Raw genomic sequence first — 26,003 nt, forward strand, 5'->3', positions numbered from 1 at the left:
ACCCGTGAGCGGGTCGGGCGCTTCCGTCATTTCGACCGGCTCGGCTCGCGCACCGGAGAGTCCGCCGAGACGGCCGCCGGCGCCGGGGAGCGGGCGGGGAGCAGCAGCGCGGCGAAGGTGCCGAGGACCGCGGCGGCCGACCCGATGGTGAACATCGCGGCACGGGTGCCGTCGACGCCGACCAGAATCGCAAGGCCCGCCCCCGAGCCGAACTGAAGTGCGGTGGAGGCGACGCCGGACGCGGTGCCTTGTTCGTCGGCGGCGACTCCGCTCGCGGCGGCGATCCACATGGTCGAGAAGACCACGCCGGTGCCGAGGCCGAAGCCGACGATGCCGGCGAGCAGTTCCGGGTAGCTCGCGCCGTCCGTCATGGCGGCGGCGATCAGGGCGGTGCCGGCTGCCGCGACGACGAAGCCCGAGACGAGGGTCTTGCGCACGCCCAGGCGCGGAACCAACCGCTCGCCGACCAGGTTGCCGACGGTGATGGACAGCGTCGGGCCGAGGAAGGCCACACCGGTTCGCAGTGCCGAGTAGCCCATGGCGCTTTGGAAGTACAGCGTCAGAAAGTACGGCACCGCCTGGAGGGTGACGCCGAAAACCAGAATGACACCGGTCGCGGCGCTCAGACTGCGGTTGGCCAGCAGGCCAAGACGCAGTAGCGGCTGCCGGGCACGCCGTTCGACCGCCGCGAAAACCGCGAGCAGCGCGAGGCCGGCGGCCATCGAACCCAGTACTCGGGCACTGCCCCACCCCCACTCGGGTCCTTGCGCGACGGCGAGGACGAGCAAGGTCATGCCCGCGGTGCCGGTGAGCGCGCCGGTGACGTCGAACCCGCTGCGCGCGGGACCGGCCGGGTCGGGGGCGAGCAGCACGAAGGCGGCCAGGCCGGCGGCCACGACAAGCGGGACGTTCACGTAGAACACCGCCTGCCAGCCGAACGCCGACGTCAGCACGCCGCCCAGAAGCGCGCCCAGGCTGAGTCCGGCCGCGCCGGCGACCGACCATACGGCCAGCGCCCGGTTCCGTTCCCTTCCTTCCTCGAACAGCGTCGTGACCAGCGACAGCGTCGCCGGGAACAGCACCGCGCCGCCGACGCCCTGGACCGCGCGGGCCGCGACGAGCAGTGTGGGCGTGTCGGCGAGGCCTCCCAGGACCGATCCGAAGCCGTACAGGACCATGCCGGCCACGAACATGCGGCGGCGCCCGAGCAGGTCGGACAGGCGGCCGCCGAGGAGGAGCAGGCCTCCGTAGACGACGGCGTACGCGCTGACCACCCACTGGAGCGAGTGTTCGGAGAAGCCGACGTCTCGCGCGATGTCGGGGAGGGCGACGTAGACGATGGTGAAGTCCAGCGCGGTGATGAGGCTCGCGAGGCCGAGCAGCGTCAAGGTGGCGGCGGGGCTTCGCAGTCGGCGGTCGGTGGGCACGCGGGGTCCTCCAGGGATGGCACGGGATCGGGGCCGCGGTCGGCTCCGGCGGCCCGACCGACAGCCTGCGAGCACCGCGCCTGCCCAACCAGGGCCCTGTCCTGCGTACTCAGGGCCCTGATCACCCACCCCCGCACGGGCGTAGGGTCGAACGCGTGGACGATCGGACGGAGCTGAGCCAATTCCTCAAATCGCGCCGCGCCCGCCTGCGCCCGGAGGATGTCGGGTTGCCGGACTACGGCGGGGTGCGCCGGGTCGCCGGGCTACGACGGGAGGAGTTGGCCCGGCTCGCGGGCGTGAGCATCGCCCACTACACGCGTTTGGAGCAGGGCAGGGGCGACAGCGTCTCGGACGAGGTGCTGGACGCGATCGGGGCGGCGTTGCGCCTGGACACGGACGAGTTGGCGTATCTGCACCGCATCGCGCGGCGTCCGCCGCGGTGTGCGAAGGCCGCGGCCTCGCCGAATGTGCGGCCCGGCCTGCGCTATCTGCTGGAGTCGTTCGTGCTGACGCCGGCACTGCTGGTGGGCCGGCACACTCAGATCGTCGGCTGGAGCCGTCTCGCGGTCGCGGTGTTCGGCGACTTCACGGCCTGGCCGGAGGACCGCCGCACGATTTCGCACCTGCTGTTCACGGACTCGTACTTGCGTGACCTGCACGGTGCCGGCTGGGAGCGGGCGGCGAGCGAGCACGTGGCGCATCTGCGTGTTCTTCTCGGCCGGTTTCGCGGGGACGCCGGACTCGCCGCGCACATCGACCACATGCGGGAGGTGAGCATGGAGTTCGCACGGATGTGGGCGGAGCATCCGGTCGGTCAGGTGCGGAGCAGGGAGTACGTGCTGAACCACCCGGTGGTCGGTGAACTGACGTTGCACGGCGAGCTCATCGCGCTGCCCGACGAGCCGTCCTGCTGCGGGCTGGACCTGTTCGCGGCCGAGCCCGGCTCGGCGTCCGAGGAGGCTCTGCGGAGGCTCGCGGGCTGAGGGCCTCGGTCAGCTTCCCAGTTCGCGCAGGATCCCGGAGGCCTGGGTGACGATGCCGTCGATCAGTTCCTGACAGCTCGGCAGATCGTCGATCACGCCGACGACTTGGCCGGACGCCATGACGCCGAACTCCGGACGGCCGTCCACCATGGCGGCCTTGAGGAGCATCGGGGTGTTGGCGGCCATCAGGACCTGCGGCCAGGTCAGGGACTGCGACTTCTTCATGGCCAGGCCTTCGCGGACCATGTCCGGCAGCGAAGTCCCGGAGATTTTGCGGAACTTCATCGCGTTGGCGATCGCGCGCGGGTAGCGGGCCACGACCGACCGCTGCTCCAGCCGCTTCACGAAGTCCGTGGCCAGGACGCGGTGCGCGACGCCGTCGACCTCCTTGGAGACCACCGTGCCGTTGACGTCGGCGGCGAGGTAGACCTCCTTGACCGCGCGGCCCACGGGGCTGTCGCTCGTGAGCAGAAAGCGCGTGCCCATGGCGATCGCGTCGGCACCGTAGGCGAGGGCGGCGACCAGGCCGCGCCCGTCGAAGAAGCCACCGGCCGCGATCACGGTCACGTCGGTGCCGCGCAGCACGTCCGTGACCTGCGGCAGCAGCAGTGTGGTCGGGATGGAGCCGGTGTGCCCGCCGCCTTCCCCGCCCTGCACGATGACGCCGTCGACACCCCATTCCGCGACCTTCTGCGCGTGCCGCTTGGCACCGATCGACGGGACTACGAGCATGCCGAGGTCGTGTGCGCGCTTGATGAGGTCCTTCTTGGGCGCCTGCGCGAACGACGCGACCGTGACGCCCTCCCGGCCCATCAGCTCGATCCGCTCGGCCGCGTCGGGCGCGTCGGCGCGCAGGTTGACCGCGAACGGTTTGTCGGTCGCCTTCTTGACGGCCGTCACGGCGAGGGCGAGTTCGTCGTACGTCATGGTCGCCGACGCCAGGATGCCCAGGCCCCCGGCTTCGGCGGTCGCGGCGACCAGCGGAGGGTACGAGACGTAGCCCATGCCGGTCTGGACGACCGGATGGCGGACCTTGAACTTGCGCGTGAACGCGGTGGTCAGCGCGGGATGCGGGTCGGCCGTCACGCGGGCACCTCCCGCAGGCGTATGCCGCGCGGGTCGATGGCCTCGCGGATCAGCCGTAGTTCGGCGTCGGTGGGCGCGCGGGTCTCCGGTACGTCGTCCGGAATGACAAGCGGGAAGCCGGTGTTCGCCGCGATCTCGTCGACGGTAACGCCCGGATGGACCGATGCGAGCCGCATCGTCGCGGGCGCGCCGTCGACGGACACGAAGTCGAAAACCCCCAAGTTGGACACGACACGCCGTATTTCGTGGAAGTGCGCGCCGACGGCCGCCGCCCGGTCGTAGCCGATGCCCGAGACCATGTCGACGGTCGCGGTGAACACGCGCGGGGAGTGTCTGGGGATCCAGTAACTGGTCGTGTGGTTCACGGTGTTGCCCGGGGCACCGCGGGAACCCAGCACTTGGCGCTTGGGTTTGGCCCAGTCGCCGATCGCCGAGATGTTCGCGTTGCCGTGCGCGTCGATCTGCACCGGCCCCATGATCACGTGCCGGCGACCGGAGGCGAGGACATCGAGGACACTGCGAAACGGTATCCAGCCGACCGCGGCGAACTCATCGGGTTTGACGCCGAGTTGGTGCGTCCCCTCGAACAGCAGCGACTCGCCGTTGGACAGCACGAGGTCCGGCTCGAACGCGGCACGGGCCAGCCGGGCGCCGATCGTCGGGATGGTGCCCATCGGCGATCCGAAGATCTCCCCGTCTCCGCGGAAGCACTCGGCGACCGCGACCACGCAGATATCGGCGCGGGTAACGCCCGTAGCTGTGGTCATCGGCCCGTCTCCTCACGGAACTTCGTGATCTCGGCCTGGTAGGCGGCCTCGTCGGCGGTCTTCAGGAAGCGGTCCTCGAACGCGGCCCACCGCGCCGGGTCTCCGGCCGCGGTGGCGTAGGCCTTCTGGAACGCCTCGTCGCGGCCGTACTCGGGCGGGCACTCGGTGAAATGGGCTCCGTTCGGCGTCTCGACGACACCGGCGGTCATGTAGCGGTGCAGCACGAGTGTGTGGAAGCAACCTGCTTCCTTCAGCAACTCGTCGCCGGTGACGACGCGTTCGGCGGAGACGTACGCCTTGTCGGCGGCCAGGCAGAACAGGTCGTCCATGTACTGGTCGGGCCCGGTGAGCGCGGCGTTGCCCTTGTCGTCGGCGACGTTGGCGTGCACGAGCGCCGCGTCGAGCCGGAGCGCGGGCATCGCGATGAGCTCTTCTGCGTCGTCGTACGGCGAGATCACGGTCCGCAGGTGCGGCGAGACCCTGGGGATGTCGGAACCGAGCCCGGCACGCGTGGGAAGGAACGGCAGCCGGTATGCGGCGGCCCGCAGGCCGCTCAGGAACATGCCCTCGTCGTATTCGACCGCCTTCACGAGCCCGTTCTCCCGCACATGGCGGAAGTTGGGCTCCAGCGGTATCGAGTCGAGTGACACGAAGGCGTACACGATCTTGTCGGCCTTGCCGCTGCGGGCCAGCAGGCCGACGTCCGGACCGCCGTACGCCACGATCGTCAGTCCGCGCAGCTCGGACCGCAGGATGGCCCGGACCAGGGCCATCGGCTTGCGCCGCGACCCCCAGCCGCCGATGCCGACGGTCATGCCGTCTTCGAGCCGGGCGACGACCTGGTCGGGTGTCATGCGCTTGTCAGCCACCGTGAACTCCCTGCCTACTCGGCTTGCCTCGCCTACCGGCCTACTTCGAGGTGTCCGCGTCGCGGCCCGCGACGAACGCGTCGCGCAGCTCGTCCGAGACTCCGGTGAGGTTCAGTTCGAAGGTGAAGCCCTGCTCGTAGCGGTAGGAGCGCTTCACGTCGACCGGGTCGATGCCGTTGAGCGAGGCCTTCGCCGCCCGGATGACCGTGGGCGACTTCGCGGCGATGCCGCCGGCGACCTGGAACGCGGTCTCCACGAGCTTTTCGCGGTCGACGACCTTGTAGACCGAGCCGTACGCGTGCAGTTCGGCCGCCGACGCGGTCTCCCCGGTGTAGACCATCTGCCGCATGCGGTGCTGCGGCACGAGGCGGGCCAGGTGAGTGGCCGCGCCGAGGGCCCCGCGGTCGACCTCCGGCAGGCCGAAGTAGGCGTCGTCGCTGGCCAGCACGATGTCCGCGTTGCCGACCAGGCCGATGCCGCCGCCGACGCAGAAGCCGTGTACGGCCGCGACCACCGGGACCTCGCAGTCGTAGACGGCGGCGAAGGCCTCGTAGCAGGCGCGGTTGGCGCCGAGCAGGGCGTCGAAGCCGGTCGTGTTCTGCATTTCCTTGATGTCGACGCCGGCGTTGAAGCCGCGTCCTTCGGCGCGCAGCACGACGGCCCGCACGCGGGTGTCACGGCCTGCGGACCGCAGTGTGTCGGCGAGTTCGAACCACCCTGCGACGTCGAGGGCGTTCACCGGGGGCGCGTCGAGCACCACTTCGGCGATGCCGTCGCGTACCTCGTAGCGGATAGCCATGGCGATCGGATCCATTCGGCCGCGAATCTGACTGATCGTCAGATCTCTGTGGCACCATAGATGACACCCGACGAGCCGCGCCAGACAGGACAGCCCCACCACGCCCTCCTTCCACTCGAAGACCTGCCTTTCGGAGACGTCATGACCGAAGCCCCGAACCCCGTGGACCTGACCGGCCGGGTCGCTCTCGTGACCGGCGGCGGCAAAGGCATCGGACGCGGCATCAGCGAGCGCTTCCTCGCCGCCGGCGCCGATGTGGTCGTGTGCTCGCGCAGCGAACCCGAAACACTGCCGTCCGCGGCCGGGCGCACCGCGGTCTACCACCGCGCCGATGTCCGCGACCCCGACACCGCTTTCGCCACCGTCGCGTTCGTCGAGGAAAAGTTCGGCCGCCTCGACGCGCTCGTCAACAACGCGGGCGGCGCCCCGGCGATCGACTCGGCCACCGCGTCGCCGCGCTTCTCGAAAGCGATCATCGAACTGAACCTGCTCGGCCCGCTGTATTTCGCCCAGGCCGCACACCGCCTGATGAACGCCCAGGAGTCCGGCGGATCGATCGTCAACATCAGCAGCGTGAGCGGCGTCCGCCCCTCGCCCGGAGCGGTCGCGTACGCCGCGGCGAAGGCCGGAATGAACTCGCTGACCAGGACACTCGCCGTGGAATGGGGCCCGCGGATCCGCACCAACGCGATCATCGTCGGCATGGTCAGAACCGAGCAGGCACACCTGCACTACGGCGACGAGGACGGCATCGCGTCAGTTGGCAAGACCATTCCGCTCGGCCGAATGGCTGATCCTGACGACATAGCGGATGTGTGCGTATTCCTCGCGTCACCGATGTCCCGCTACGTGAGCGGCGCGGAAATCCTGGTACACGGGGGCGGCGAATTGCCCGCCTATCTCCGCGCCGCGAACAGCGACCCCGATCATGCGCCCGTAAACTGACGCCATGACAGGACAAGTTCGCACCGTCGACGGCCGCGTCGCCGGGCGACGCGGCCAGGCCACCCGGCAGAAATTGCTGGAGTGCCTGCGCGAGATGCTCGACACGTCGCCGTACCGGGACGTCAAGGTCATCGACGTCGCCCGCATGGCAGGCACCTCGCCGGCCACCTTCTACCAGTACTTCCAGGACGTCGAGAGTGCGATCCTGGAGATCGCCAACGACATGGCCAAGGATGGCCAGCGGCTCAAAACGCTGACCGAGAACCAGGCTTGGGCCGGCAAAGGCGGCTACGCCGCAGCCGAAGCCCTCGTCGACGGCTTCCTGGAGTTCTGGCAGGAGTACGAGCCGATTCTCCGGGTCGTCGACTTGGCCGCGGCCGAGGGCGACAAGCGCTTCTACAAGGTCCGGCAGTCCATTCTGACCGCCGTGACGCAGGGCCTCACCGAGGCCATCGAGGACGTCCAGGCCAAACACAAGACCGGCGACGAAGTCGTGCCGAACGCCATGGCGGGCACCCTCGTCGCGATGCTCGCGGCCGTCTCGGGCCACCAGAAGGGCTTCGAGACCTGGAAGATCAAGATGAGGGACGTGCGCCCCGCGCTCGCCACCCTCGTCTACATGGGCATCACCGGCAGGAAGCCCCCGCGCTGACGACGACGCCCCGGTCGGCTTCCCGCCCAGGAAGCGCGCACACCGGCCGGGGCAAGCCGCACATCGCACGAACAGGTCCACCGCGCCGACGAGTCCGCAGCGGACGCACCTTCGACGGTATGTCCGCTTTTGCTTTGCCTTCGCGCTTCACGATACGACTGCCTTTGCGGTGGCCAGGAGTTCGGCGCATGTGCCGCTGAATGTCGGGAGCAGATTGAGGGCCACGACCCACGCGTCCGGCTCCGTACCGAGGCCCGAGGTCGCCTTCGCGAGCGCACCGTGCGCGTCGGCCAGCCGCTCCGGGACGTCGCAGCGCGCGAATATCTCCAACGCGTCGAGTGCCGGGGCACCGCGCCCAAGGATCGTCGCGGCGGACAACCGCCCGGACGCGTGGGCGTCCAGCACCCAGTGGGTCGGGGTCTCCAGATCCGCCAGATGACGCAGCATGCGCCGACGGGCGTGCGCACTCATGAAGGCCTCGCCGTCCCGCCCCCGCCGAGCGCGTCGTGGCACCGGCGGTGGCTCCGGCCGAAGGGCGTCCGGACAGCCCACCTGACGCGCCAGAGCGGTGAGAGCATGCGGCCGAAGGGTGTCACGTCGTCCGAGGATGTACTCCCAGTCGAGCGGAGCGCGCGGTGCGTGGAGCAGTGCGACGGCGTCCTCGACCGACCAGCAGGCATTGAGGCGTTCGACGACGACTGGTGTCCGGCCTTCGTGCTCCAGCGCGCGGGCGAGGAGGTCGGGGTCGGTCGGACGGGCGTAGGCGTGGCGTACCGGATCGTCTTCGGCGCGCTGGATGCGGGGTTTGCGCTCGGACATGGCATCGTGCACCGCGTCCGGGCCGGAAACCTCCAACAAGCCCACGCAGGCCTGCAACACCACGGTTTCCCCGAGCATTTCGCCGAATCCCCTGGTGAACTCCAGTACCCAGGAGAGGATTTCGGCGTCATGCACACCGGCCGCGAAGGAAAGCAGCCGCCTGACGTCCCGATTGCGCCTGCCCAGCCGCGTCGGCAGCAACTTCCCGACCGGAACACGGTCCACCACCCTCAGCATGACCTCGCGGGGCGCCGACGGATTGGCGATCAGTCGTTGCGCGACCGCGTCGTCGGCCCGCTCGGCCAACGCCATGAGCACGTCCGCGCCCACCGACCCGTTGCCGGCGATCACGGCGCGCTCGGCCTCACCGCCGTGCGCGACCACGTACGCGGCCAGCCCGGCGCTGGGCAGCGGTTCCGAGGACAGCAACGACTCGGCCACGTGCGTGTCCAGGCGCAGGGCGACGGGACCGTGCAATTCCTCGGGCGCGGGGTGGAGCAGCAGCGCATGGGGATTCAGGACGTCGTCCTTTCGTCAAACCGCTACCACCGCATTTCAAACTACTCCGTTCGAGCTGAACAACTGGTTTTCGGACTGAGGGTGCCCTGGCTTGCGCCATGCTCAACCGTGCAAGAAGTCCCGGCGTACTCTGAAGGGAGTGACATGATCCTGCTCATCGAGGAGGCGACCGTTGTGACGGACACCGGTAAGGACTCCGACGCGCAGGCGGTTTTCGACAGCATCGACCCGCCCGAGGGGGTCCGGGTGGAGCTGATCGGCGGAAGGGTCGTCATGTCACCAAGCGCGGTCGGAAAGCACGGAGGGCTGCTGAGGCGCTTGGACAAGCGGTTCTTGGATTTGCACAAGCCGGATGACACCGAAGTCTCGACCTATCCGGTCACCATCGACCTTCCGAACGCCCCCGGGGGCAAGGAGTCGTATGTTCCGGACCTGGTGGTCGTGGACGAAGAGGTTTTGTGGGATGCCGACGACTGGCGGTTCCCTGCGGATGTCTTCCATCTGGTCGCCGAAGTTGTCTCAGCCGGGCGGGACGGCCAACGCGACGACCGATATGTGAAACCGCTCGGCTACGCATCCGGGCCGGTTCCGCTGTATCTGCTCATTGATCCGCTGCGCGAGGAGGTCACATTGTTCGTAAACCCGAAGAACGGGAAATACCGCTCGAAAAACACGGTTTCGTACGGCGACAAGCTGACCTTCCCTGAGCCTTTCGACGCCATCCTCGACACGTCGATCTTTGTACGGTAACGCCCTCAAATCGCCGCCGACGCAGCAATCCGCTCGCGCTGCCGCGACCGTGGCCCGAAGAGCAACGCGGACGTCGTCGCCCGCTTGAGGTGCAAGTGCGCGTCGTGTTCCCACGTAAAGCCGACGCCGCCGTGGAGTTGAATGGTTTCCTCCGCGATCCGTCGGTAGGTGTCCGTGGCCGTGGTCATCACCAACGGGGCCATCAAAGGAAGTTCATCGCCACCCGGTCCTGAGGACTCGGCTTCGGTGGCGGTCCACGCGGCGTAGCGCAGCGCCGATCTCGCGGTCTCCAATTGCACGTACATGTCGGCGCAGCGGTGTTTGACGGCTTGGAACGAGCCGATCGGGCGGCCGAATTGGACGCGGAGCTTGGCGTATTCGACGGTCATGTCCAGGCAACGGAATGCCCCGCCGACAGACTCGGCGGCGATGGCGACTTCGGTGAACTCACGTACCCTACACAGGAGTTCGCCGGTCGGTTCGCCTGGCGTACCGATGAGGCGGGCCGGGGTTTCGGTGAGGTCGAGGCGGGCCTGGGTGCGGGTCTGGTCGAGGACCGGAAGCGAAGTACGGGTCAGGCCGGATGCGCCGGCGTCGAGCGCGAAGAGCGCGGGTGCGCCGTCGAGGCGTGCGGGGACGAGGACGAGGTCCGCGTGGGCTCCGTCGACGACATGGGTCGCGGTACCGGTCAGGCGGTGTTCGCCGCCCGCTGATCGGACCGTGAGCGTCGGTTCGGTGTGCGCGAAGGCGGCCGTCGTGGTGCCGGCGGCGATGCCCGGGAGGTAGCGCTCGCACGCGTCCGCGTCACGGCTGTGCCTCAGTGCCGCGGCTGCCTGAACGCACGTCGCCAGGAACGGGGACGGGTAGAGCGCGCGGCCCATCTCCTCGCAGGCGATGGCCACTTCGGTGAAGGTGAGTCCGACGCCGCCGTACTGCTCGGGGATCGCGAGGCCGGGCAGCCCGGTCTGGTCGCACAGGCGGCGCCATACCTGCGTGTCGTAGCCGTGGTCGGTGGCCGTCGCCGCGCGTACGGCGGCGGAGTCGCTGTGCTTGTCGAGGGCTTCGCGCAGTGCCCTGCGGATCTCGTGCTGCTCCTCGCTGAACCCGACGTCCATGCCGCTGACTCCCTGGTGTGCCGGGGGTGTTCGGAGTGGTCCCGACGAGCCGAAGCGGTCCGGCCCCTTGCCCGTGGCGCAGTCCACGCGCCAGTATCTGACACACCGTCATATCACGCGGGACCGCCCGCACCACAGCAGAAGGAAGCCTGATGTCCGTTGTCGCCGCAGTGCTGCGGGAGGCCGCACGGCGCTTCCCCGGGCGCCGGGCGCTGGTCCGGGACGGGGTCGCGTTCACCTACGCGGAGCTGGACGCGGTCACCGACCAGGTGGCGGCGGGACTTGCGAAGCGCGGTGTGCAGGCCGGGCATCTGGCGGCCCTCGTGCTGCCGTGCGGGCCGGAGTACGTCGTCGCGTACCTCGCGCTCGCCCGGCTCGGTGCGATCACCACAGGGGTCGGGCCGCGCCACACCGCGAGCGAGCGGGCGAAGGTGCTCCGGCAGGCTGGGCCGGATCTCGTCGTCGCGACGGAGGAGCTTGCCGAGCAGGTGCCCTCCGGCCCCGGACTGCTGCTGTGCACACCGGCGGGACGGGCCGGCGACGTGTGGCGCGATCTGCGCGTCGACGCGGCTGCGCCGGCGCGTCGGGCGGGAGGGGGCGACGACCCCGATGCGCCCGAAACGGTCGTGTTCACCTCGGGGACCACGGGTGTGCCCAAGGGCGCGCTGTTCACGTCGCGGCAGATCGCCGCGATCACCGAGATGGACACAGGCGGCAGGTGGGATGGGGGCGGGCCGCAGCTCGTCGCGACCGGGCTGCCGCACGTCGGATTCATGACGAAGCTCGCCGGTCATCTCATGCTGGGCGCGACCATGCATCTGCTCGACCGGTGGCGGGCCGAGGACGCGCTGCGGATCATCGCGCGGGAGAGGATCCCCTACATCGGCGGCGTGGCGGCACAGGTGTCGCTGTTGCTGCGTCGCCCGGAGTTCGACGCGTACGACTTCTCGTGCGTACGCGGGCTGATCGTGGGGGCGGGGCCGTCGCCGGCGCCGCTCGTGCGCGAGGCTCGGGAGCGGTTCGGTGCGGGGTATTCGATCCGGTATTCGCTGACCGAGTCGGGTGGGCTCGGCACGTTGACGGCGTTCGACGCACCGGACGAGGAGGCGCTGCACACCGTCGGGCGCCCCCGGCCGGGCACCGCGCTTCAGATCCGTGATCCGGAGACCGGGCGGGTGCTGGGGGCGGGCGAGGCGGGGCAGATCTGCCTGCACTCCCCGTCCGTGATGGCCGGATATTGGCGGAACCCGGAGGAGACCGCACGGGCGCTGGACGGCGACGGGTGGTTGCGGACCGGCGATCTGGGTGCCGTCGACGCGGCGGGGTGCCTGCGGATCACGGGCCGTATCTCGGACGCGTTCATTCGGGGTGGCTACAACGTCTTCCCCTTGGAGGTGGAGTCCGTGCTGCTCGCCCACCCGGCCGTCGCGGCCGTCGCGGTGACCCCGCGGCCCAGCGATGTGATGGGCGAGATCGGGGTGGCGGTGGTGGTCCCGCGCGAGGGCATGCCGGCGCCCACGCTGGAGGAGTTGCGCGCGTTCGCGGCGCCGAGGCTCGCGGCGTACAAGCTGCCGGAGGCTCTGCGGGTGGTGGACGGCCTGCCGCTCACCGGGATGGACAAGGTCGACCGCGCGGCACTCGCGGAGCGTGAGCGCCGCGGTGTTCTGCGCCGACAGCCTTGCTGAGCAAGCCGTTTGGTGGGCACGGTGGTCGGACAACAAAAACCGACGGCTGTGGGAAACGTTCGTTGACCGGCGGCTCCTCAGGAAAACCTTGACCAAGTCACTAGATATCCCCATGATCGGTCACATACATGCGATCAGGGGGCGAAGAGACCAAAGACAGTCCTGACGTCCCATCAGCAGCTAACTGACTGACCGTCAGGTCACGTGATTCATTTGATGGATCGGAAGACGAGGGACGGGCCAGATGCTTCGTGACAGCAGGGAAACGCACGCTCCGGGATACGCCCGTACCGGTTCCGCGAGCACTGGAATGAGCGCCGGCATGGGCGCCGGCATGGGCGCCGCGCCGCGCACTGAGACCTTCGTCGACCAGCGCCTCGCGGTCGACGTCACCGGTCGGCCGCTGCGGCTGCGACCCGTCGACCTCGACCGGTTCTTCCGGCCGCGCACGGTCGCGGTGATCGGCGCGTCGGACACCGAAGGTCGCCCCGGCGCGCGGATCACCGCGCAGTTGCGGGCCTGGTCCGAGCGCGTGGGCGCGCGGATGTTCCCCGTCAACCCCAAGCACGCCGAGATCGGCGGGCTGATATGCCACCCCGACATCGCGTCGGTGCCCGAGACCGTCGACCTCGCGGTGGTCCTGGTCGGCGACCCGCAGGAGGTCATGGCCGATCTGGCCGCCGCCGGCGTCGCGTTCGCGGTCGTCTTCGCGGACGGCTTCGCCGAATCCGGCCCGGACGGCGTCGAGGCCCAGCGCAGGCTCGCCGAGATCGCCACGGGCGGACCGCTGCGCCTGCTCGGCCCCAACACCAACCTCAACGCGTTCGAGACCTTCCGCGACGACCTCGACGGGCGGTCGATCGCGCTCATTACCCAGAGCGGGCACCAGGGCCGGCCGGTCTTCGCCGCGCAGGAGATCGGCATCCGCGTCTCGCACTGGGCGCCGGTGGGCAACGAGGCCGATCTCGAAACCGCCGATTTCATCCGGTACTTCGCCGACCAGCCCGAGGTCGGGGTGATCGCCGCGTACGTCGAGGGCTTCAAGGACGGCCGCACGTTCGCCCTCGCGGCCGACCACGCGGCCCAGCAGCGCAAGCCGATCGTGCTGGTCAAGGTCGGCCGCACCGAATCCGGTGCCCGGATGGCGGCCTCCCACACCGGCAAGCTGACCGGGCAGGACCGCGTCGCGTCGGCGGTGTTCCGGCAGTTCGGCGTCACGCGCGTCGACGGCCTCGACGAACTCATCGACACCTCACAGATGTTCGCGCGCACGACGCGGCCCCGCGCGGACGGGGTGTGCGTGTACTCGATCTCCGGCGGGACCGGCGCCCACATGGCCGACCTCGCCGCCGCCGCGGGCCTCGCGCTGCCAGCGCTCACCGCCGGCACGCAGGAGTCCCTGCGCACCTGGATCCCCGGCGGCCTGACCGTCTCCAACCCGGTCGACAACGGCGGTCACCCGGCCGGCGACGAGCGCGGCCGGAAGATCATCGACTCGATCCTCGCGGACCCGAACGTCGGCGTTCTCGTGTGTCCGATCACCGGGGCGTTCCCGCCGATGAGCGACAGGCTGGCCCAAGACCTGGTCGACGCCGCCGAGACCACGGACAAGGTCGTGTGCGTGGTGTGGGGGTCGCCGTCGGGCGACGAGTCCGCCTACCGCGACATCCTGCTCAAATCACACCGGATAGTCGTGTTCCGTACGTTCGGCAACTGCGTCACCGCGCTGCGGGCCTACTTCGACTACCACCGGTTCCGCGACAACTACGACTCGCCGTTCGACGACGTCGCACGGACTCACTCCCCGGCCGCCGCGAAAGCGCGACGGCTGCTGACCACGGGGAAGCCGTTGTCCGAACACTCCGCCAAGCAGTTGCTGCGCACGTACGGAATCCGGGTGCCGCGCGAGCAGTTGGTCACCTCGGCCGCCGCCTCCGTCCGCGCGGCCGGGCTCATCGGCTACCCGGTGGTCATGAAGGCCTGCGCGCCGCAGTTGCCGCACAAGAGCGACCTGGGGCTGGTCCGGCCCGGGCTCCGGTCGGCGAGCCAAGTGCGCGATGCCTACCGGGAGATCGTCGAGACGGCGCGCGAGCACGGCGCCGGGCGCCTGGAAGGCGTGCTGGTGTGCCAACAGGTCGACAAGGGCGTCGAGATGGTCGTCGGGATCTCGCACGACAAGCTGTTCGGGCCGACCGTGACGGTCGGTCTGGGCGGCATGTTCGTCGAGGTGTTCGACGATGTCGCGGTCGGCGTACCGCCGTTCGGACCGTACGAAGTGCGCCGGATGCTCGGCGAACTGCGCGGCCTCAAATGCCTGCACGGCATGCGCGGACGCCCGCCCGCCGACATGGACGCGCTGGTCGACGTCGTCATGCGGGTGCAGCGCATGGCGTTCGAACTCGGCGACGACCTCGCCGAGCTCGACATCAACCCGCTGATGGTGATGCCGCGCGGCGGCGGCACCGTGGCCCTGGACGCTTTGGCCGTCGCCCGATGACATCGCTTGTTGATCACCGCGGTCCGAGCCGGGGAGGAGCCGGCGGCTCCACTCCTCCCCGGCCCGCGAGGCGGGCTGCCGGACGGCGGCCATCCCGAGAGGAACGGTTTCGCGCATGAGCACGCCTTCCGAAGCAACCGAACACCTCGAACCGGCGGCCGGGGAACAAGAGTTGCTGCACCGCGTCGAAAACGGCGTGCTGTGGATGACGCTCAACCGCCCCGGGGCGAGCAACGCGATCACCTGGGACCAGCGGGAGACGATGATCACCCTGCTCGGCGAGGCGTCGGCGAACGAGGCGGTGCGCGCGGTCGTGCTGGGCGCGGCGGGGGCCAAGCATTTCTGCACCGGCATGGACCTGCGCAGTTCGCCCGGCACGACATCGCTGCTCGCGTCGGCGCGGCCGTCCGAGCCGGGCACGCCGACGCCGCCTGAGCGGCCGACGGGCTACGCGGCCCGCATGATCCGCAACGGCGTGCTGCGACTGACGACCGCGGTCCTGGACTGCGAGAAGCCGGTCATCGCGGCGGTCAACGGCACGGCCGCCGGGTACGGCATGAGCCTCGCACTGGCGTGCGACCTGGTGATCGCGGCGGACACCGCCCGGTTCATCCAGGTGTTCGCGCGGCGCGGACTCGTCCCGGACGGCGGCAGCGCGTACCTGCTGCCGCGCCTGGTCGGGCCGCACAAGGCCAAGGAACTGATGTTCCTCGCCGACGACCTGCCGGCCGCCGAGGCGGCGCGTGTCGGCGTCGTCAACAAGGTCGTGGCCGCGGACGAGCTCCACGCCACCGTCCGCGAGTGGGCCGAGCGCCTGGCCACCGGCCCGACGCGGGCGCTCGCCATCACGAAACGTCTGGTCAACCGCTCTCTCGACAGCGACCGGGCGACGGCGTTCGGCGAGGAGGCGGACGCGGTCGAGCTCACGATGACAACCCGGGACGCCAACGAGGGGGTCGCGAGCCTGATCGAGAGGCGGAAGCCGGAGTATTACGGCTGGTGAGGGCAGGGCCGCGAGGCGAGTCCGCCCTCTGTGACCTCCACCCCATTTCATTTGATTGACACAAACATATTTCCTGTCCTAGCTTCGGACCAGTGCCGGGGCCGGGAAAGTCTGCCGGTTCCCGTCGTCCGGCGGCGATGCCGGACGACGGGAACGACGGAGCCTTCCGGTCACGGCCCGTCACCCCAAGACCCTGCGAGGACCCATGGCCCAGCTCGACGCACCGACCGTCGACCCCGCCGCGTTCCGGCACGTGCTCGGACACTTCTGCAGCGGCGTCACCGTGGTCACCGCGCTCGACGGGGAGACCCCGGTCGGCTTCGCGTGCCAGTCCTTCTCGTCGCTGTCGCTCGAACCGCCGCTGGTGACCTTCTTCGTCGCCAAGACCTCGACCACGTGGCCGCGCATCCGGCCCGGCGCGAGGTTCTGCGTCAACGTGTTGGCAGACGACCAGGAGGAGCTGTGCCGCGCGTTCGCGGTCAGCGGCGCCGACAAGTTCGCCGGCGTCTCCCACCGGCCGGCGCCGGCCACGGGCGCCCCCTTGCTGGACGGTGTTCTGGCCTACGTCGACTGCGCACTGGAACAGGTCGTGGACGGCGGCGACCACGAGATCGTGATCGGCCGGGTCGTGGCCCTGGACGCGACACGCGAGGATGCCGGGCCACTGCTGTTCTACAAGGGCAGGTTCGGGCACCCCGCCCGCAACGCCTGACGGGCCGCCCGCTACTGTCGTCGCATCCCGCAGGCCCCGGACGCGCTCGACGCTCCGGGGCCCGCGCGCGTCCGGGATCAGAAGACGAACACACCCCGGGCGACCTTGCCCGCCTCGGCGTCCTCGACGGCCTGGTGGAACTCGTCGAGCGTGTAGGTACGGCTGACCAGTTCGTCGAGCTTGAGCGCGCCGGTGCCGTAGAGGTCGGCGTACCGGGCGATGTCGTACTGCGGGCGGGAGGAGCCGTACCGGCAGCCCATGATGGACTTGTCGAGGAACAGCGACGAGACGAGGAACGACGCCTCGGCGTCGGCGGGTGCGACACCGAGGATGACGGCCTGGCCGGCCCGGCCGAGCATGTCGACGGCGTCGCGGACGACCTCGGGGCGGCCGACGCACTCGAACGCGTGGTCCACGCCGCCCGGAACGATCCCGTGCACGGCCTTGACGGTGCTCTCGACGGCGCCCACGGCCACGAAGTCGGTCGCGCCGAATTCGCGGGCGACGGCTTCCTTGGCCGGGTTGGCGTCAACCGCGACGACGGTGACGGCGCCGGCCAGCCGCGCGGCCTGAAGGACGTTGAGGCCCACGCCTCCGGTGCCGATGACCGCGACGGTGTCGCCGGGCTGCACCTTCGCCCGGTTGAGGACCGCGCCGACGCCGGTCAGCACCCCGCAGCCCATGAGCGCCGCGGAGGCCATCGGGATCGACGCGGGGATCCTGACCGCCTGGACGCGCTTGACCACGATCCGCTCCGCGAAGACCGAGAGGCCGGCGAAGCTGTACGCCGGTGTGCCGCCCCGCGTGAACGGCTTGCCGAGCTGTCCGAAGCTCTTGGCGCACATGGTCGGACGGCCGCGGTCGCACGCGCGGCACGTACCGCACGCGGCGAGCGTCGACAGCGCCACGTGGTCGCCGGGCTTGACGTGGGTCACCAGGTCGCCGACGGCCTCGACCACGCCCGCGCCCTCGTGGCCGAGCACCACGGGCGGCGGGAACGGGATCGTCCCGTTGATGACGCTGATGTCGCTGTGGCACAGGCCCGCCGCGCCGATCCTCACCAGAACCTCGTCGGGGCCGGGGTCGCGGACCTCCAGGTCGTCGACCACGAGAGCTCCCTTGCCGTCGAACAGAACGCCTTTCACCGGCTTCTCCTCCGTGTCCTCCGTGCAATGGCTCGATCACCGTCGCGCGGAAGGCCCCCGGCGGCGGTCCGGCGGTACGCTGCTCAAGCTAGCGCCAACCTGACGATCAGTCATGTCATTGTGACAGTCGTCTCTGCATTCCAAGCTGGGTGGCACGGCCCGCGAATGCGCGGCACCGCAAACGCTTTTCGGCTGTTTGTTGACCGGCACCGCGGCACCGCCTGATCATCGTCAGGGCCGCCTTCCCAGGCGGCCGGACAAACGCTGCGGCAGGCTCGAACTCGCTTGTGTGCGCGCCGATATCGGCTGGGATGCCAGGCAGGGCGCCCCGGCCGCGGGGCAGGCCGTACGCGGCGGCGGGGACGCGTTCTCGGGGAGCGCGTCACGGGGAAGAGCGCGGGCGCGGCGGACCGGCATGGGGCAGGTCCACCGCGTCCGTGCTCCTGTGTCAGGCGTGCCGGTTGCTCACCGAGACCACCTCGCCGGTCATGTACGACGAGTAGTCGGACGCGAGGAACACCATGACGTTGGCGACCTCCCACGGCTCGGCCGCGCGCCCGAACGCCTCGGCGCTGCTGAGCGCCGAAATCAGTTCGTCCGACGACGTCTTGGCCAGGAACGCGTGCATGGCGATGCTCGGCGCGACCGCGTTGACGCGTACCCCGAACTCGGCCGCCTCGACGGCCGAGCAGCGCGTCAGCGCCATGACGCCGGCCTTCGCGGCGGCGTAGTGCGCCTGTCCCTTCTGGGCCCGCCAGCCCAGCACCGAGGCGTTGTTGACGATGACACCCCGGCCGCGGGGTCGCATGTGGCGCAGGGCCGCGCGCGTCATGCGGAAGGTGCCGCCCAGCGTCACGTCGAGCACCACGTTCCACTCGTCGTCGGTCATGTCGACCAGATCGGCCTGCCCGCCGAGCCCCGCGTTGTTGATCAGGACGTCGATGCCGCCGAGTTCGGCGGCCGCGGTGTCGACCAGGTTCTGCACGTCGGACTCCACGGTGACATCGCACGGCACCGCGAGCGGGCGCGCACCGGCGATCTTGGCGAGTGTGTCGGCGGCCTCGCCGAGACGGCGCTCGTGCTTGTCGCTGATCGCGACGACGGCGCCCTCCTCGACCGCCTTCTTGGCGGCGGCGAACCCGATCCCGGTGCCGGCGGCGGCGGTGACGAGGACGGTCTTGCCGGCCAACAGGCCGTGGCCTCCCACGTATTCGGGTGCGTTGGTCACGTCGCGTCTCCTCGGGGTTCGCGGGGCAGGCCGAGAACACGCTCGGCGATGATGTTGCGCTGGACCTCGTTGGACCCGCCGTAGATCGTGTCGGCCTTCGTGAACAGGAACAGCCTTTGTGCCGCGGTGAGTTCGTACGGCGATGCGGCGGCCAGCGTGGCATCGGCACCGCCCACGTCCATCGCGAGCGTGCCGAGGCGCTGGTGCCACGTGGCCCACACCAGCTTCGCGACCGATGCCGCGCCGGGGTCGGGGGACCCGAGTGTGCGCAGGGCGTTGCAGCGCAGCAGCTTGAGGTCGATCCAGGACTGGAGCAGGCGTTCGCGCAGGGCCGGGTCGCGGATGGCGCCGTTGGCCTTGGCGGTGTCGACGACGCCGCGCAGTTCGTGTTCGAAGCCGATTTGCTGCGCGAGGGTCGAGACGCCGCGCTCGAACGCCAGCAGGCCCATCGCGACGCGCCAGCCGTCGCCGGGTGCTCCGACGACGTGCTCGGCTTCGGCGCGGGCGGCGTCGAAGAACACCTCGTTGAACTCGCTGGTTCCGGTGAGCTGCACGATCGGGCGGATGTCGATTCCGGGCTGGTCCATCGGGGCGAGCAGGAACGTGATGCCCTTGTGGCGGCGCGATTCGGGCTCGGTCCGGGCCAGCACGAAGATCCAGTCGGCCTCGTGGGCCAGCGACGTCCAGACTTTCTGGCCGGTGATGAGCCAGTCGCCGGTCTCGGTGTCGCGTACCGCCGTCGTGCGCAGCGCCGCGAGATCGGATCCGGCGCCCGGCTCGGAGTAGCCCTGGCACCACAGTTCCTCGCCGCGCGCGATGGGCGGGAGGAAGCGGGCTTTCTGCTCCTCGGTGCCGAAGGCGAGGAGCGTCGGGGCGAGCAGGTTCTCGCCCATGTGGTTGACGCGGCCGGGGGCCTGGGCGCGCGCGTACTCCTCGCCGAAGACGACCTGCTGCATCAGGGTCGCCTCCCGGCCGCCGTATTCCGCCGGCCAGGCGAGGCCGATCCAGCCGCCTTCGCCGAGGCGGCGCTCCCACGCGCGCCGGATCTCGACGTTCTCGTGCTCGCTGCCCGGGCCGCCGGTGCCGACGGCCGCGGCGAAGTCGCCGGTGAGGTTGTCGTGGAGCCACGCGCGGACTTCCGCTCGGAACTCCTCGTCCTCGTCGCTGTAGCGGAGGTCCACGGGTGCCACCTTCCGGGAGTGCGGGGCGTCGTGCGGGAGGTGTCGCGGGCTCAGCCGGCGGCTGCTTCCGCGGCCTTCTTCCGGGCCGCGGCGGCCGCGTACTCCTTGAGCTGGGCGAGGACCGGCATAGGGTCCTGGCCGATCGCGGTGGGCAGGGTGGCGGCGATCGACTCGGCGGTCCAGCCCTCGTCGCGGTACATCGCCTTGATCTCGTGCGGCTGGTCCCACAGCGCGATCTTGGGGCCGGCGGCGGTGTAGACCTGCCCGGTGATCTCCTTGGCGTGGTCGGAGAGCAGGAAGACGACCAGTTCGGCGACGTCCTCGGGTTCGCCGATCTCCTTGAGGTCCATCGGCACGTTGGCCGACATGCGGGTACGCGCGACGGGGGCGACGCAGTTGGCGTTGACGCCGTACTTGTTCAGGCCCAGCGCCGCGGAGCGGATGAACGAGACGATGCCGCCCTTGGCCGCCGAGTAGTTGGCCTGGGCGACCGAGCCGAGTGCGTACGCGCCGGAGGTAAAGCCCACGATGGAGCCGGAGCCCTGCGCGCGCATGACCTTGGAGGCCGCCTGCACGACGGTGAAGGTGCCCTTGAGGTGGGTGGCGATGACGCTGTCGAACTCGTCCTCCGACATGTTGAACAGCATGCGTTCGCGCAGGTTGCCGGCGACGGTCACGACGCCGTCGATGCGGCCCCAGGTCTCCACGGCGGTGCCGACGATGCGGGCGCCGCCCTCCATCGAGGCGACCGAATCGGCCACCGCGACGGCCTGACCGCCGGCCGCCTCGATCTCCTTGACGACGGCGTCGGCGACCTCGCTGGTCGGTTCCGAGCCGTCCATGGCCACGCCGTAGTCGTTCACGACGACCTTCGCGCCGTGCTCGGCGCACGCCAGCGCCACCGCGCGGCCGATGCCCCGGCCCGCGCCGGTCACCGCGACGACTTTGCCGGTCAGGAAGTCACCCATGTCTCTCCCTCTCCTTCGGAACACTGCGCCGCCAACCGCACGGTCGCCCCGGGTCGCGGCAGCCGGGCATGCTGCACCGCCGCGCGAAAACCGCGTCGTACGACCGTATCTGACGGTACGTTAGTTTCTCGGGCGCAAGACCTACACCCCCTCAGTGCCGCCAGGAGGCCGCGATGTCCCTGCCCGCCGAATTCCGTGAACTGGCCGCACGCGTCAACAACTGGGGGCGCTGGGGCAAGGACGACCAAATCGGAACGATGAACCTCATCACCGACGAGGTGGTCAAGGCCGCAGCCGCGTGCGTCCGAACCGGGAAGCGGTTCTCCCTGGCCGTCGAACTGCGCGAGGACGGCATCCAGAACGGCATGATCCCCGGCCGTGACAACCCCGAGCGCACGACCTTCCTCGTCAACCACGAGGTGTTCGGGCCGGGCACGGTCGCGACCAGCGACGACGCGGTCCGCATGGGCCTCCAGGCCGGCACCCACTGGGACGGGCTCACGCACGCGAGCTATGACGACCGCCTCTACAACGGCTTCTCGGCACACAAGTCGGTGACCGCCGAGGCGGGTGCGGTCGACCTCGGCATCCACCTCGTCAAGACCCTGGTGACGCGCGGTGTGCTGCTCGACGTCGCACGCGCCAAAGGCGTCGACATCCTCGAACCGGAGTACGCGGTGACCCCCGAAGACCTCGACGCCGCCGAGGAGTTCGGGGGCGTACGGGTGCGTGCGGGCGACGTCGTGCTGGTGCGTACCGGCCAGATCCGCAAGTACCTGGCCGGCGACCGCGACGGCTACTTCCACGGGCCGGGGCTGTCGGTCCGCTGCCCCGCATGGTTCCACGCGCGCGACGTGGCCGCGGTGGCGAACGACACGGTGGTGTTCGAGGTCTTCCCGCCCGAGATCGAGGACTGCTTCCTTGCGGTGCACGCGCTGCACCTGGTCGAGATGGGCATGCTCCAGGGCCAGAACTGGAATCTGGAGGAGCTGTCGGACGACTGCGCCGCCGACGGCGTGTACGAGTTCCTGCTCGACGCGTCGCCGCAGCCGTTCGTCGGCGGTGTCGGCACACCGGTGAACCCGGTCGCGATCAAGTAGGCGCCGCCCGTCCGCGCGGCCCGGGCGCCGGATGACGGCGTTCCGGTCGGACCCGCACCCGACCGAACCGCCGTCACCCGCCGTTTCGGCGGTCCCACTTCGTCAAGGAGACCCCGGATCCTCCGAGCATCCGGGGCGCCTCGTCGTCCCCTCGCGAGTGACCGCCACACCTAGAGTGATCACCGTTCAACGCCTGGTCAACACCTGTTTCCTCCCGATCTGCCGGAACAGCCCCCGCGGATCCTTCTGTATTTGCCCACCGGCCGGTGCTACGTTGACCTGACAGACCGTCAGGTTTTTGTGGTGGCCGGCGTGCGTGCACCTCCCGCCGGTCTCCGCACGCGCGCCCAGGAGGTGCCGTGGACTTCGAACTCACCCCCGAACAACGCTCGTTCGCCGACAGCGTCGAACGCTTTCTGGAGGCGAACCACGACCCCGAGGTGTTCGACGTCACCCGGGAGAACATGGCCCAGATCGTCGACACCCCCGCCCGCCGCGCGTTCATGCGCAAACTCGCCGACCAGGGCTGGCTCGGCATCACCTGGCCCGAGGAGTGGGGCGGGCAGGACGGCGACGGCATCTTCGAGTACATCCTCAACGAGGCCCTCGCCGGCCGAGGCGGGCCGCAGATCGGCAAGGGCGTCGGCATCATCGGAAAAACCCTGCTCGCCGTCGGCAGCGACCGGCTCAAGGCCGAGTTCCTGCCCAAGATCCTGCGCAACGAGGTCGAGTTCGCGGTCGGCTACTCCGAACCGGAGGCCGGCTCCGACGCCGCGTCGATGAAACTCCGCGCCACGCGCGACGAGGCGCGCGGCGGCTGGATCCTCAACGGCCAGAAGACCTGGACGACCTCCGCCCACTTCGCCGAGTGGTACTGGGTCGGCGCCCGCACCAACCCCGACGCGCCGAAGCACCACGGCATCACGCTGTTCCTGGTCCCGCTCGACCACCCGCGGATCACCGTACGCGGCATCTGGACGATGGGCGACGAACGCACCAACGACGTGTTCTTCGACGACGTGTACGTGTCGGACGACTACGTGGTGGGTGAGATAGACAAGGGCTTCCAGTACATCTCACAGGCCCTCGACCTCGAACGCTTCACGATGTTCGCCTTCGCGCCGATCGCGCAGCGACTCGACCTGCTGACCGAGTATGTCCGAACGGCCACGCGCGACGACGAGCCGCTGGCCGCCGACCCGGTCGTACGCCGCACGATGGCGACGCTGGCCACCGAGGCCGAGGTCGCCCGGCTGCTCGGACTGCGCGTCGTCGCCGCGGCGGAGAAGGGCGGTGCGCCGCCGACCACCGAGGCGTCGGAGTACAAGCTGTTCGCCACCGAGCTGTCCAAACGCCTCGCGGACGCCTCGATGGACGTCGGCGGTCCGGGCACGCAGCTTCGGGTCGGCACGGCGGAGGCACCGATGGCCGGCCGGGCGGAGTCGACGTACCGCTACACCGTGCTCGACACGATCGGCGGAGGCACCTCCGAAGTGCAGAAAAACATCATCGCGCGCCGCAAACTCGGCCTGCCCAAGAACTTCTGACGGGACGTCACATGAGCGGCGAGCTGCTGCACGGCGTCACCGTCCTGGATCTGGCGAGTGTGGGCCCCGCCGCCCGCGCGTCGCGCTGGCTCGCCGACTACGGCGCGGACGTGGTGAAGATCGGACCCGTCCCCGCCCGAAGCGGCGTGCAGATCACCCCGCCCTTCTTCTCGTACAGCGCACACCGCCGCATGAAACGGGTGCTGCTCGACGTCAAGGCGCCGGCGGGCCGCGAGGTGTTCCTGACCCTCGCCGCGACCGCCGACGTCGTGATCGAGAGCTTCCGCCCCGGCGTCGTCGACCGGCTCGGCATCGGCCACCCGGCCGTGGCCGCGGCCAACCCGGGCGTCGTGTACTGCTCGACATCGGGCTTCGGACAGTCCGGCCCCCGGTCGCAGCAGGCCGGCCACGACCTGAACTACCTCGCCGCCGGCGGATTCCTGCACCTGACCGGCAAGGACGCAAAAGGCCGGCCGCCGATCCCGGGCGCGACGGTCGCGGACAGCGCGGGCGGCGGCATGCACGCCGTCATCGCGATCCTGGCCGCGCTGCGCCACCGGGACCGCCCGGGCGGCGACGGCCTCGGACGCCACCTCGACGTGGCGGTGGCCGACGGCGTGCTGGCCCTGATGGCCTTGTCGGTCGACGAACACCTCGCGACCGGCGACGAGGTTGAGGTCGGCGCGAACGTGCTTCTGGGCCGCTACGCGTGCTACGACACCTACCAGGCCGGCGACGGCAAGTGGCTCGCGGTCGCGGCGATCGAACCCCGTTTCTGGACCAATCTGTGCGGGCTCCTCGGGCTCGACAAATGGGCCCGGCACCAGATCGACGACGCGGTGCAGGACGAGATCCGCCGCGACATGGCCGACGTCTTCCGCACCCGCGACCGCGACACGTGGGTCGCCGAACTCGCTCCGGCGGACACCTGTGTGTCCGCGGTCCTGTCCATCCCCGAGGTGGTCGCCGACGAACAGTTCGCGGCACGCGGTGCGTTCGCCGAAGCGGAGCACCCGTCGTACGGCACGTTCCGGCAGGTCGGCCCGGTGCTCGCGGGCATGGCGCAGGCCGAGGACCCGTACCGCGTGCGGGCCGCCGATGCCACCGACACCGACGAACTGCTCACCGCCGCGGGCCTGGCGCCCGACCTGATCAGCGCACTACGCGAACAAGGAGTGGTGGCGTGACCAACACCCCCGCGACACCGCCGGACGACCACCTCCCCGAGGACGTCGCCGCGCTCATCGGTGTCACGCAGTACGAGAAGACCGCCGATTTCCCCGTCGAGCAGGGCTACGTGTGGACGTCGTGCGCGTCGGTCTTCAACGGCAACCCGCTGTACTGGGAACCCGCGGTCGCCGCCGATGTCACCGGCGGGCCCGTGTCACCGCCGAGCCTGCTGTCCGCGTACGCCCGCCCGCACTACTGGGCGCCCGGCGCCGACGGCGAACAGCTCTCCCTGCAAGTGCACTTCGACCTCAAGGCCCGCTTCGGGCTCCCCGAGGCGATCATGACCGACAACACGAACGTCTTCCACGAACCGGTGCGCGTAGGCGACTTCGTCACCTCCCGGCAGATTCTGCGGTCGGTGAGCCCCGAGAAGCGCACGAAGCTCGGCGTGGGCAGATTCTGGGTGATCGACGTCGAATACCACAACCAGCGCGGCGAGTTGCTGGGCACCGAGTCGTACACCGGCTATGGCTACCGGCGGGAGGCGGGCGCATGACCGTGCTGACCCTCGACAAGATTCACGTGGGCGACGAACTCCCGCCCCTCGCCCACGAAGTCACCGCGACCACGGTCATCCTCGGTGCCCTGGCCGCCCGCGACTGGCGGCCGATGCACCACGACCACAAGTTCGCGGTCGAACGCCAGGGCGTGCGCGACATCTTCCTCAACACCCCCAACCAGGCGGCATGGTTCGAGCGCTACCTCACCGACTGGACCGGCGCGACCGGCCGCATCGGACGCGTCGTCTTCCGCATGAACTCACCGGTCTTTCCCGGCGACACGATGGTCTACAACGCGACCGTGACCGACGTCTCGACCGACTCGGCCGGCTGCGGCTGGGTCACCCTCGACGTCGCGCTCACCGTCGACGGGGCGGTGAAGACCACCTGTGAGGCGCGCGTCGCCGTACCGACCTCGCCCGACGACAACCCCTGGACCCGGCGCGGCGAGCGCTGGGTGCCGTGACGCGGAAGGA

24 protein-coding genes are annotated in these 26,003 nt (G+C 70.0%); 13 read left to right on the plus strand and 11 right to left on the minus strand.

Annotation, left to right across the window (positions count from 1 at the left end; translation table 11 throughout):
• Positions 1–26: 26 nt before the first annotated feature.
• On the minus strand, positions 27–1,427 hold the full coding sequence (locus tag ACRX5W_RS10315) for an MFS transporter (protein ID WP_436787716.1): 1,401 nt from the start codon (positions 1,425–1,427) through the stop codon (positions 27–29).
• 155 nt (positions 1,428–1,582) lie between these two features.
• On the opposite strand from ACRX5W_RS10315, the gene ACRX5W_RS10320 reads away from it, so the two are divergent.
• Entirely contained in the window at positions 1,583–2,410 is an 828-nt protein-coding gene (locus tag ACRX5W_RS10320) for a helix-turn-helix domain-containing protein (protein WP_436787717.1), read from the plus strand.
• Between the two features lie 9 nt (positions 2,411–2,419).
• On the opposite strand, the gene ACRX5W_RS10325 is transcribed toward ACRX5W_RS10320, so the two are convergent.
• Genes ACRX5W_RS10325 through ACRX5W_RS10340 form a run of 4 tightly spaced genes read right to left on the minus strand, consistent with a single transcriptional unit; the run spans position 2,420 to position 5,931 of the window.
• Entirely contained in the window at positions 2,420–3,496 is a 1,077-nt protein-coding gene (locus ACRX5W_RS10325; protein ID WP_436787718.1) for an NAD(P)H-dependent flavin oxidoreductase, read from the minus strand.
• Complete coding sequence (locus ACRX5W_RS10330) at positions 3,493–4,263, minus strand: CoA-transferase subunit beta (RefSeq protein WP_436787719.1); 771 nt, start codon at positions 4,261–4,263, stop codon at positions 3,493–3,495. The genes ACRX5W_RS10325 and ACRX5W_RS10330 overlap by 4 nt, the downstream gene beginning before the upstream one ends.
• Positions 4,260–5,132, minus strand: coding sequence for a CoA transferase subunit A (locus ACRX5W_RS10335; RefSeq protein WP_436787720.1), 873 nt, complete (start codon positions 5,130–5,132; stop codon positions 4,260–4,262). The genes ACRX5W_RS10330 and ACRX5W_RS10335 overlap by 4 nt, the downstream gene beginning before the upstream one ends.
• A gap of 40 nt (positions 5,133–5,172) precedes the next feature.
• Positions 5,173–5,931 (minus strand): enoyl-CoA hydratase family protein, encoded by a 759-nt coding sequence (locus ACRX5W_RS10340; protein ID WP_436787721.1) that lies wholly within the window; start codon positions 5,929–5,931, stop codon positions 5,173–5,175.
• A 141-nt stretch (positions 5,932–6,072) separates the two neighbouring features.
• On the opposite strand from ACRX5W_RS10340, the gene ACRX5W_RS10345 reads away from it, so the two are divergent.
• Positions 6,073–6,876: an SDR family oxidoreductase gene (locus tag ACRX5W_RS10345; RefSeq protein ID WP_436787722.1), complete on the plus strand. Its 804-nt coding sequence runs from the start codon at positions 6,073–6,075 to the stop codon at positions 6,874–6,876.
• A 4-nt stretch (positions 6,877–6,880) separates the two neighbouring features.
• A complete protein-coding gene (locus ACRX5W_RS10350; protein WP_436787723.1) occupies positions 6,881–7,528 on the plus strand; it encodes a TetR/AcrR family transcriptional regulator in 648 nt (215 codons plus the stop codon).
• A 147-nt stretch (positions 7,529–7,675) separates the two neighbouring features.
• Here ACRX5W_RS10350 and ACRX5W_RS10355 read toward each other — a convergent pair whose 3' ends face one another.
• Positions 7,676–8,824, minus strand: a complete 1,149-nt coding sequence (locus ACRX5W_RS10355) for a hypothetical protein (protein ID WP_436787724.1) — start codon at positions 8,822–8,824, stop codon at positions 7,676–7,678.
• Positions 8,825–9,010: 186 nt separating this feature from the next.
• On the opposite strand from ACRX5W_RS10355, the gene ACRX5W_RS10360 reads away from it, so the two are divergent.
• Positions 9,011–9,616: a Uma2 family endonuclease gene (locus tag ACRX5W_RS10360; RefSeq protein WP_436787726.1), complete on the plus strand. Its 606-nt coding sequence runs from the start codon at positions 9,011–9,013 to the stop codon at positions 9,614–9,616.
• A gap of 5 nt (positions 9,617–9,621) precedes the next feature.
• Here the strand turns inward: ACRX5W_RS10360 and ACRX5W_RS10365 are convergent, their stop codons facing one another.
• Positions 9,622–10,731, minus strand: a complete 1,110-nt coding sequence (locus tag ACRX5W_RS10365; RefSeq protein ID WP_436787727.1) for an acyl-CoA dehydrogenase family protein — start codon at positions 10,729–10,731, stop codon at positions 9,622–9,624.
• Between the two features lie 152 nt (positions 10,732–10,883).
• Between ACRX5W_RS10365 and ACRX5W_RS10370 the strand changes: the two genes are divergently transcribed.
• The 4 genes from ACRX5W_RS10370 (at position 10,884) to ACRX5W_RS10385 (ending at position 16,628) form a co-directional block, all read left to right on the plus strand.
• Positions 10,884–12,416 (plus strand): class I adenylate-forming enzyme family protein, encoded by a 1,533-nt coding sequence (locus ACRX5W_RS10370; protein ID WP_436787728.1) that lies wholly within the window; start codon positions 10,884–10,886, stop codon positions 12,414–12,416.
• Between the two features lie 322 nt (positions 12,417–12,738).
• On the plus strand, positions 12,739–14,913 hold the full coding sequence (locus tag ACRX5W_RS10375) for an acetate--CoA ligase family protein (RefSeq protein ID WP_436787729.1): 2,175 nt from the start codon (positions 12,739–12,741) through the stop codon (positions 14,911–14,913).
• A gap of 115 nt (positions 14,914–15,028) precedes the next feature.
• Positions 15,029–15,916 carry an enoyl-CoA hydratase/isomerase family protein gene (locus tag ACRX5W_RS10380; RefSeq protein WP_436787730.1) on the plus strand — a complete coding sequence of 296 codons (888 nt, stop codon included), beginning with the start codon at positions 15,029–15,031 and terminating at the stop codon, positions 15,914–15,916.
• 205 nt (positions 15,917–16,121) lie between these two features.
• On the plus strand, positions 16,122–16,628 hold the full coding sequence (locus tag ACRX5W_RS10385) for a flavin reductase family protein (RefSeq protein WP_436787731.1): 507 nt from the start codon (positions 16,122–16,124) through the stop codon (positions 16,626–16,628).
• A 77-nt stretch (positions 16,629–16,705) separates the two neighbouring features.
• Here the strand turns inward: ACRX5W_RS10385 and ACRX5W_RS10390 are convergent, their stop codons facing one another.
• From ACRX5W_RS10390 to ACRX5W_RS10405, 4 genes are all read right to left on the minus strand, one after another.
• A complete protein-coding gene (locus tag ACRX5W_RS10390) occupies positions 16,706–17,773 on the minus strand; it encodes a Zn-dependent alcohol dehydrogenase (RefSeq protein WP_436787732.1) in 1,068 nt (355 codons plus the stop codon).
• 448 nt (positions 17,774–18,221) lie between these two features.
• Entirely contained in the window at positions 18,222–19,001 is a 780-nt protein-coding gene (locus ACRX5W_RS10395; RefSeq protein ID WP_436787733.1) for an SDR family oxidoreductase, read from the minus strand.
• Positions 18,998–20,182, minus strand: coding sequence for an acyl-CoA dehydrogenase family protein (locus ACRX5W_RS10400; RefSeq protein WP_436787734.1), 1,185 nt, complete (start codon positions 20,180–20,182; stop codon positions 18,998–19,000). Before ACRX5W_RS10400 ends, ACRX5W_RS10395 begins: the two co-directional genes overlap by 4 nt.
• A gap of 50 nt (positions 20,183–20,232) precedes the next feature.
• Positions 20,233–21,150 carry an SDR family oxidoreductase gene (locus ACRX5W_RS10405; protein WP_436787735.1) on the minus strand — a complete coding sequence of 306 codons (918 nt, stop codon included), beginning with the start codon at positions 21,148–21,150 and terminating at the stop codon, positions 20,233–20,235.
• 173 nt (positions 21,151–21,323) lie between these two features.
• On the opposite strand from ACRX5W_RS10405, the gene ACRX5W_RS10410 reads away from it, so the two are divergent.
• The 5 genes from ACRX5W_RS10410 to ACRX5W_RS10430 all read left to right on the plus strand — a co-directional run bounded on the left by ACRX5W_RS10410 (position 21,324) and on the right by ACRX5W_RS10430 (position 25,993).
• Positions 21,324–22,250 carry a cyclase family protein gene (locus tag ACRX5W_RS10410; protein WP_436787736.1) on the plus strand — a complete coding sequence of 309 codons (927 nt, stop codon included), beginning with the start codon at positions 21,324–21,326 and terminating at the stop codon, positions 22,248–22,250.
• A gap of 359 nt (positions 22,251–22,609) precedes the next feature.
• A complete protein-coding gene (locus ACRX5W_RS10415) occupies positions 22,610–23,797 on the plus strand; it encodes an acyl-CoA dehydrogenase family protein (RefSeq protein WP_436787737.1) in 1,188 nt (395 codons plus the stop codon).
• Between the two features lie 11 nt (positions 23,798–23,808).
• A complete protein-coding gene (locus ACRX5W_RS10420) occupies positions 23,809–24,984 on the plus strand; it encodes a CaiB/BaiF CoA transferase family protein (RefSeq protein WP_436787738.1) in 1,176 nt (391 codons plus the stop codon).
• Entirely contained in the window at positions 24,981–25,523 is a 543-nt protein-coding gene (locus ACRX5W_RS10425; protein ID WP_436787739.1) for an FAS1-like dehydratase domain-containing protein, read from the plus strand. Before ACRX5W_RS10420 ends, ACRX5W_RS10425 begins: the two co-directional genes overlap by 4 nt.
• Positions 25,520–25,993, plus strand: a complete 474-nt coding sequence (locus ACRX5W_RS10430) for a hypothetical protein (RefSeq protein ID WP_436787740.1) — start codon at positions 25,520–25,522, stop codon at positions 25,991–25,993. Before ACRX5W_RS10425 ends, ACRX5W_RS10430 begins: the two co-directional genes overlap by 4 nt.
• The last annotated feature ends 10 nt before the right edge of the window (positions 25,994–26,003 follow it).

Source organism: Yinghuangia sp. YIM S10712 (assembly GCF_051388935.1).
GTDB lineage: Bacteria > Actinomycetota > Actinomycetes > Streptomycetales > Streptomycetaceae > Yinghuangia.

What these genes read in the sequence shown, in the direction of transcription:
- ACRX5W_RS10340 (WP_436787721.1), bottom strand. Translation starts at nt 5,931, where the DNA reads ATGGCTATCCGCTACGAGGTACGCGACGGCATCGCCGAAGTGGTGCTC.
- ACRX5W_RS10410 (WP_436787736.1), top strand. Translation starts at nt 21,324, where the DNA reads ATGTCCCTGCCCGCCGAATTCCGTGAACTGGCCGCACGCGTCAACAAC.
- ACRX5W_RS10350 (WP_436787723.1), top strand. Translation starts at nt 6,881, where the DNA reads ATGACAGGACAAGTTCGCACCGTCGACGGCCGCGTCGCCGGGCGACGC.
- ACRX5W_RS10370 (WP_436787728.1), top strand. Translation starts at nt 10,884, where the DNA reads ATGTCCGTTGTCGCCGCAGTGCTGCGGGAGGCCGCACGGCGCTTCCCC.
- ACRX5W_RS10420 (WP_436787738.1), top strand. Translation starts at nt 23,809, where the DNA reads ATGAGCGGCGAGCTGCTGCACGGCGTCACCGTCCTGGATCTGGCGAGT.
- ACRX5W_RS10375 (WP_436787729.1), top strand. Translation starts at nt 12,739, where the DNA reads ATGGGCGCCGGCATGGGCGCCGCGCCGCGCACTGAGACCTTCGTCGAC.
- ACRX5W_RS10330 (WP_436787719.1), bottom strand. Translation starts at nt 4,263, where the DNA reads ATGACCACAGCTACGGGCGTTACCCGCGCCGATATCTGCGTGGTCGCG.
- ACRX5W_RS10365 (WP_436787727.1), bottom strand. Translation starts at nt 10,731, where the DNA reads ATGGACGTCGGGTTCAGCGAGGAGCAGCACGAGATCCGCAGGGCACTG.
- ACRX5W_RS10430 (WP_436787740.1), top strand. Translation starts at nt 25,520, where the DNA reads ATGACCGTGCTGACCCTCGACAAGATTCACGTGGGCGACGAACTCCCG.
- ACRX5W_RS10405 (WP_436787735.1), bottom strand. Translation starts at nt 21,150, where the DNA reads ATGGGTGACTTCCTGACCGGCAAAGTCGTCGCGGTGACCGGCGCGGGC.
- ACRX5W_RS10360 (WP_436787726.1), top strand. Translation starts at nt 9,011, where the DNA reads ATGATCCTGCTCATCGAGGAGGCGACCGTTGTGACGGACACCGGTAAG.
- ACRX5W_RS10380 (WP_436787730.1), top strand. Translation starts at nt 15,029, where the DNA reads ATGAGCACGCCTTCCGAAGCAACCGAACACCTCGAACCGGCGGCCGGG.
- ACRX5W_RS10345 (WP_436787722.1), top strand. Translation starts at nt 6,073, where the DNA reads ATGACCGAAGCCCCGAACCCCGTGGACCTGACCGGCCGGGTCGCTCTC.
- ACRX5W_RS10385 (WP_436787731.1), top strand. Translation starts at nt 16,122, where the DNA reads ATGGCCCAGCTCGACGCACCGACCGTCGACCCCGCCGCGTTCCGGCAC.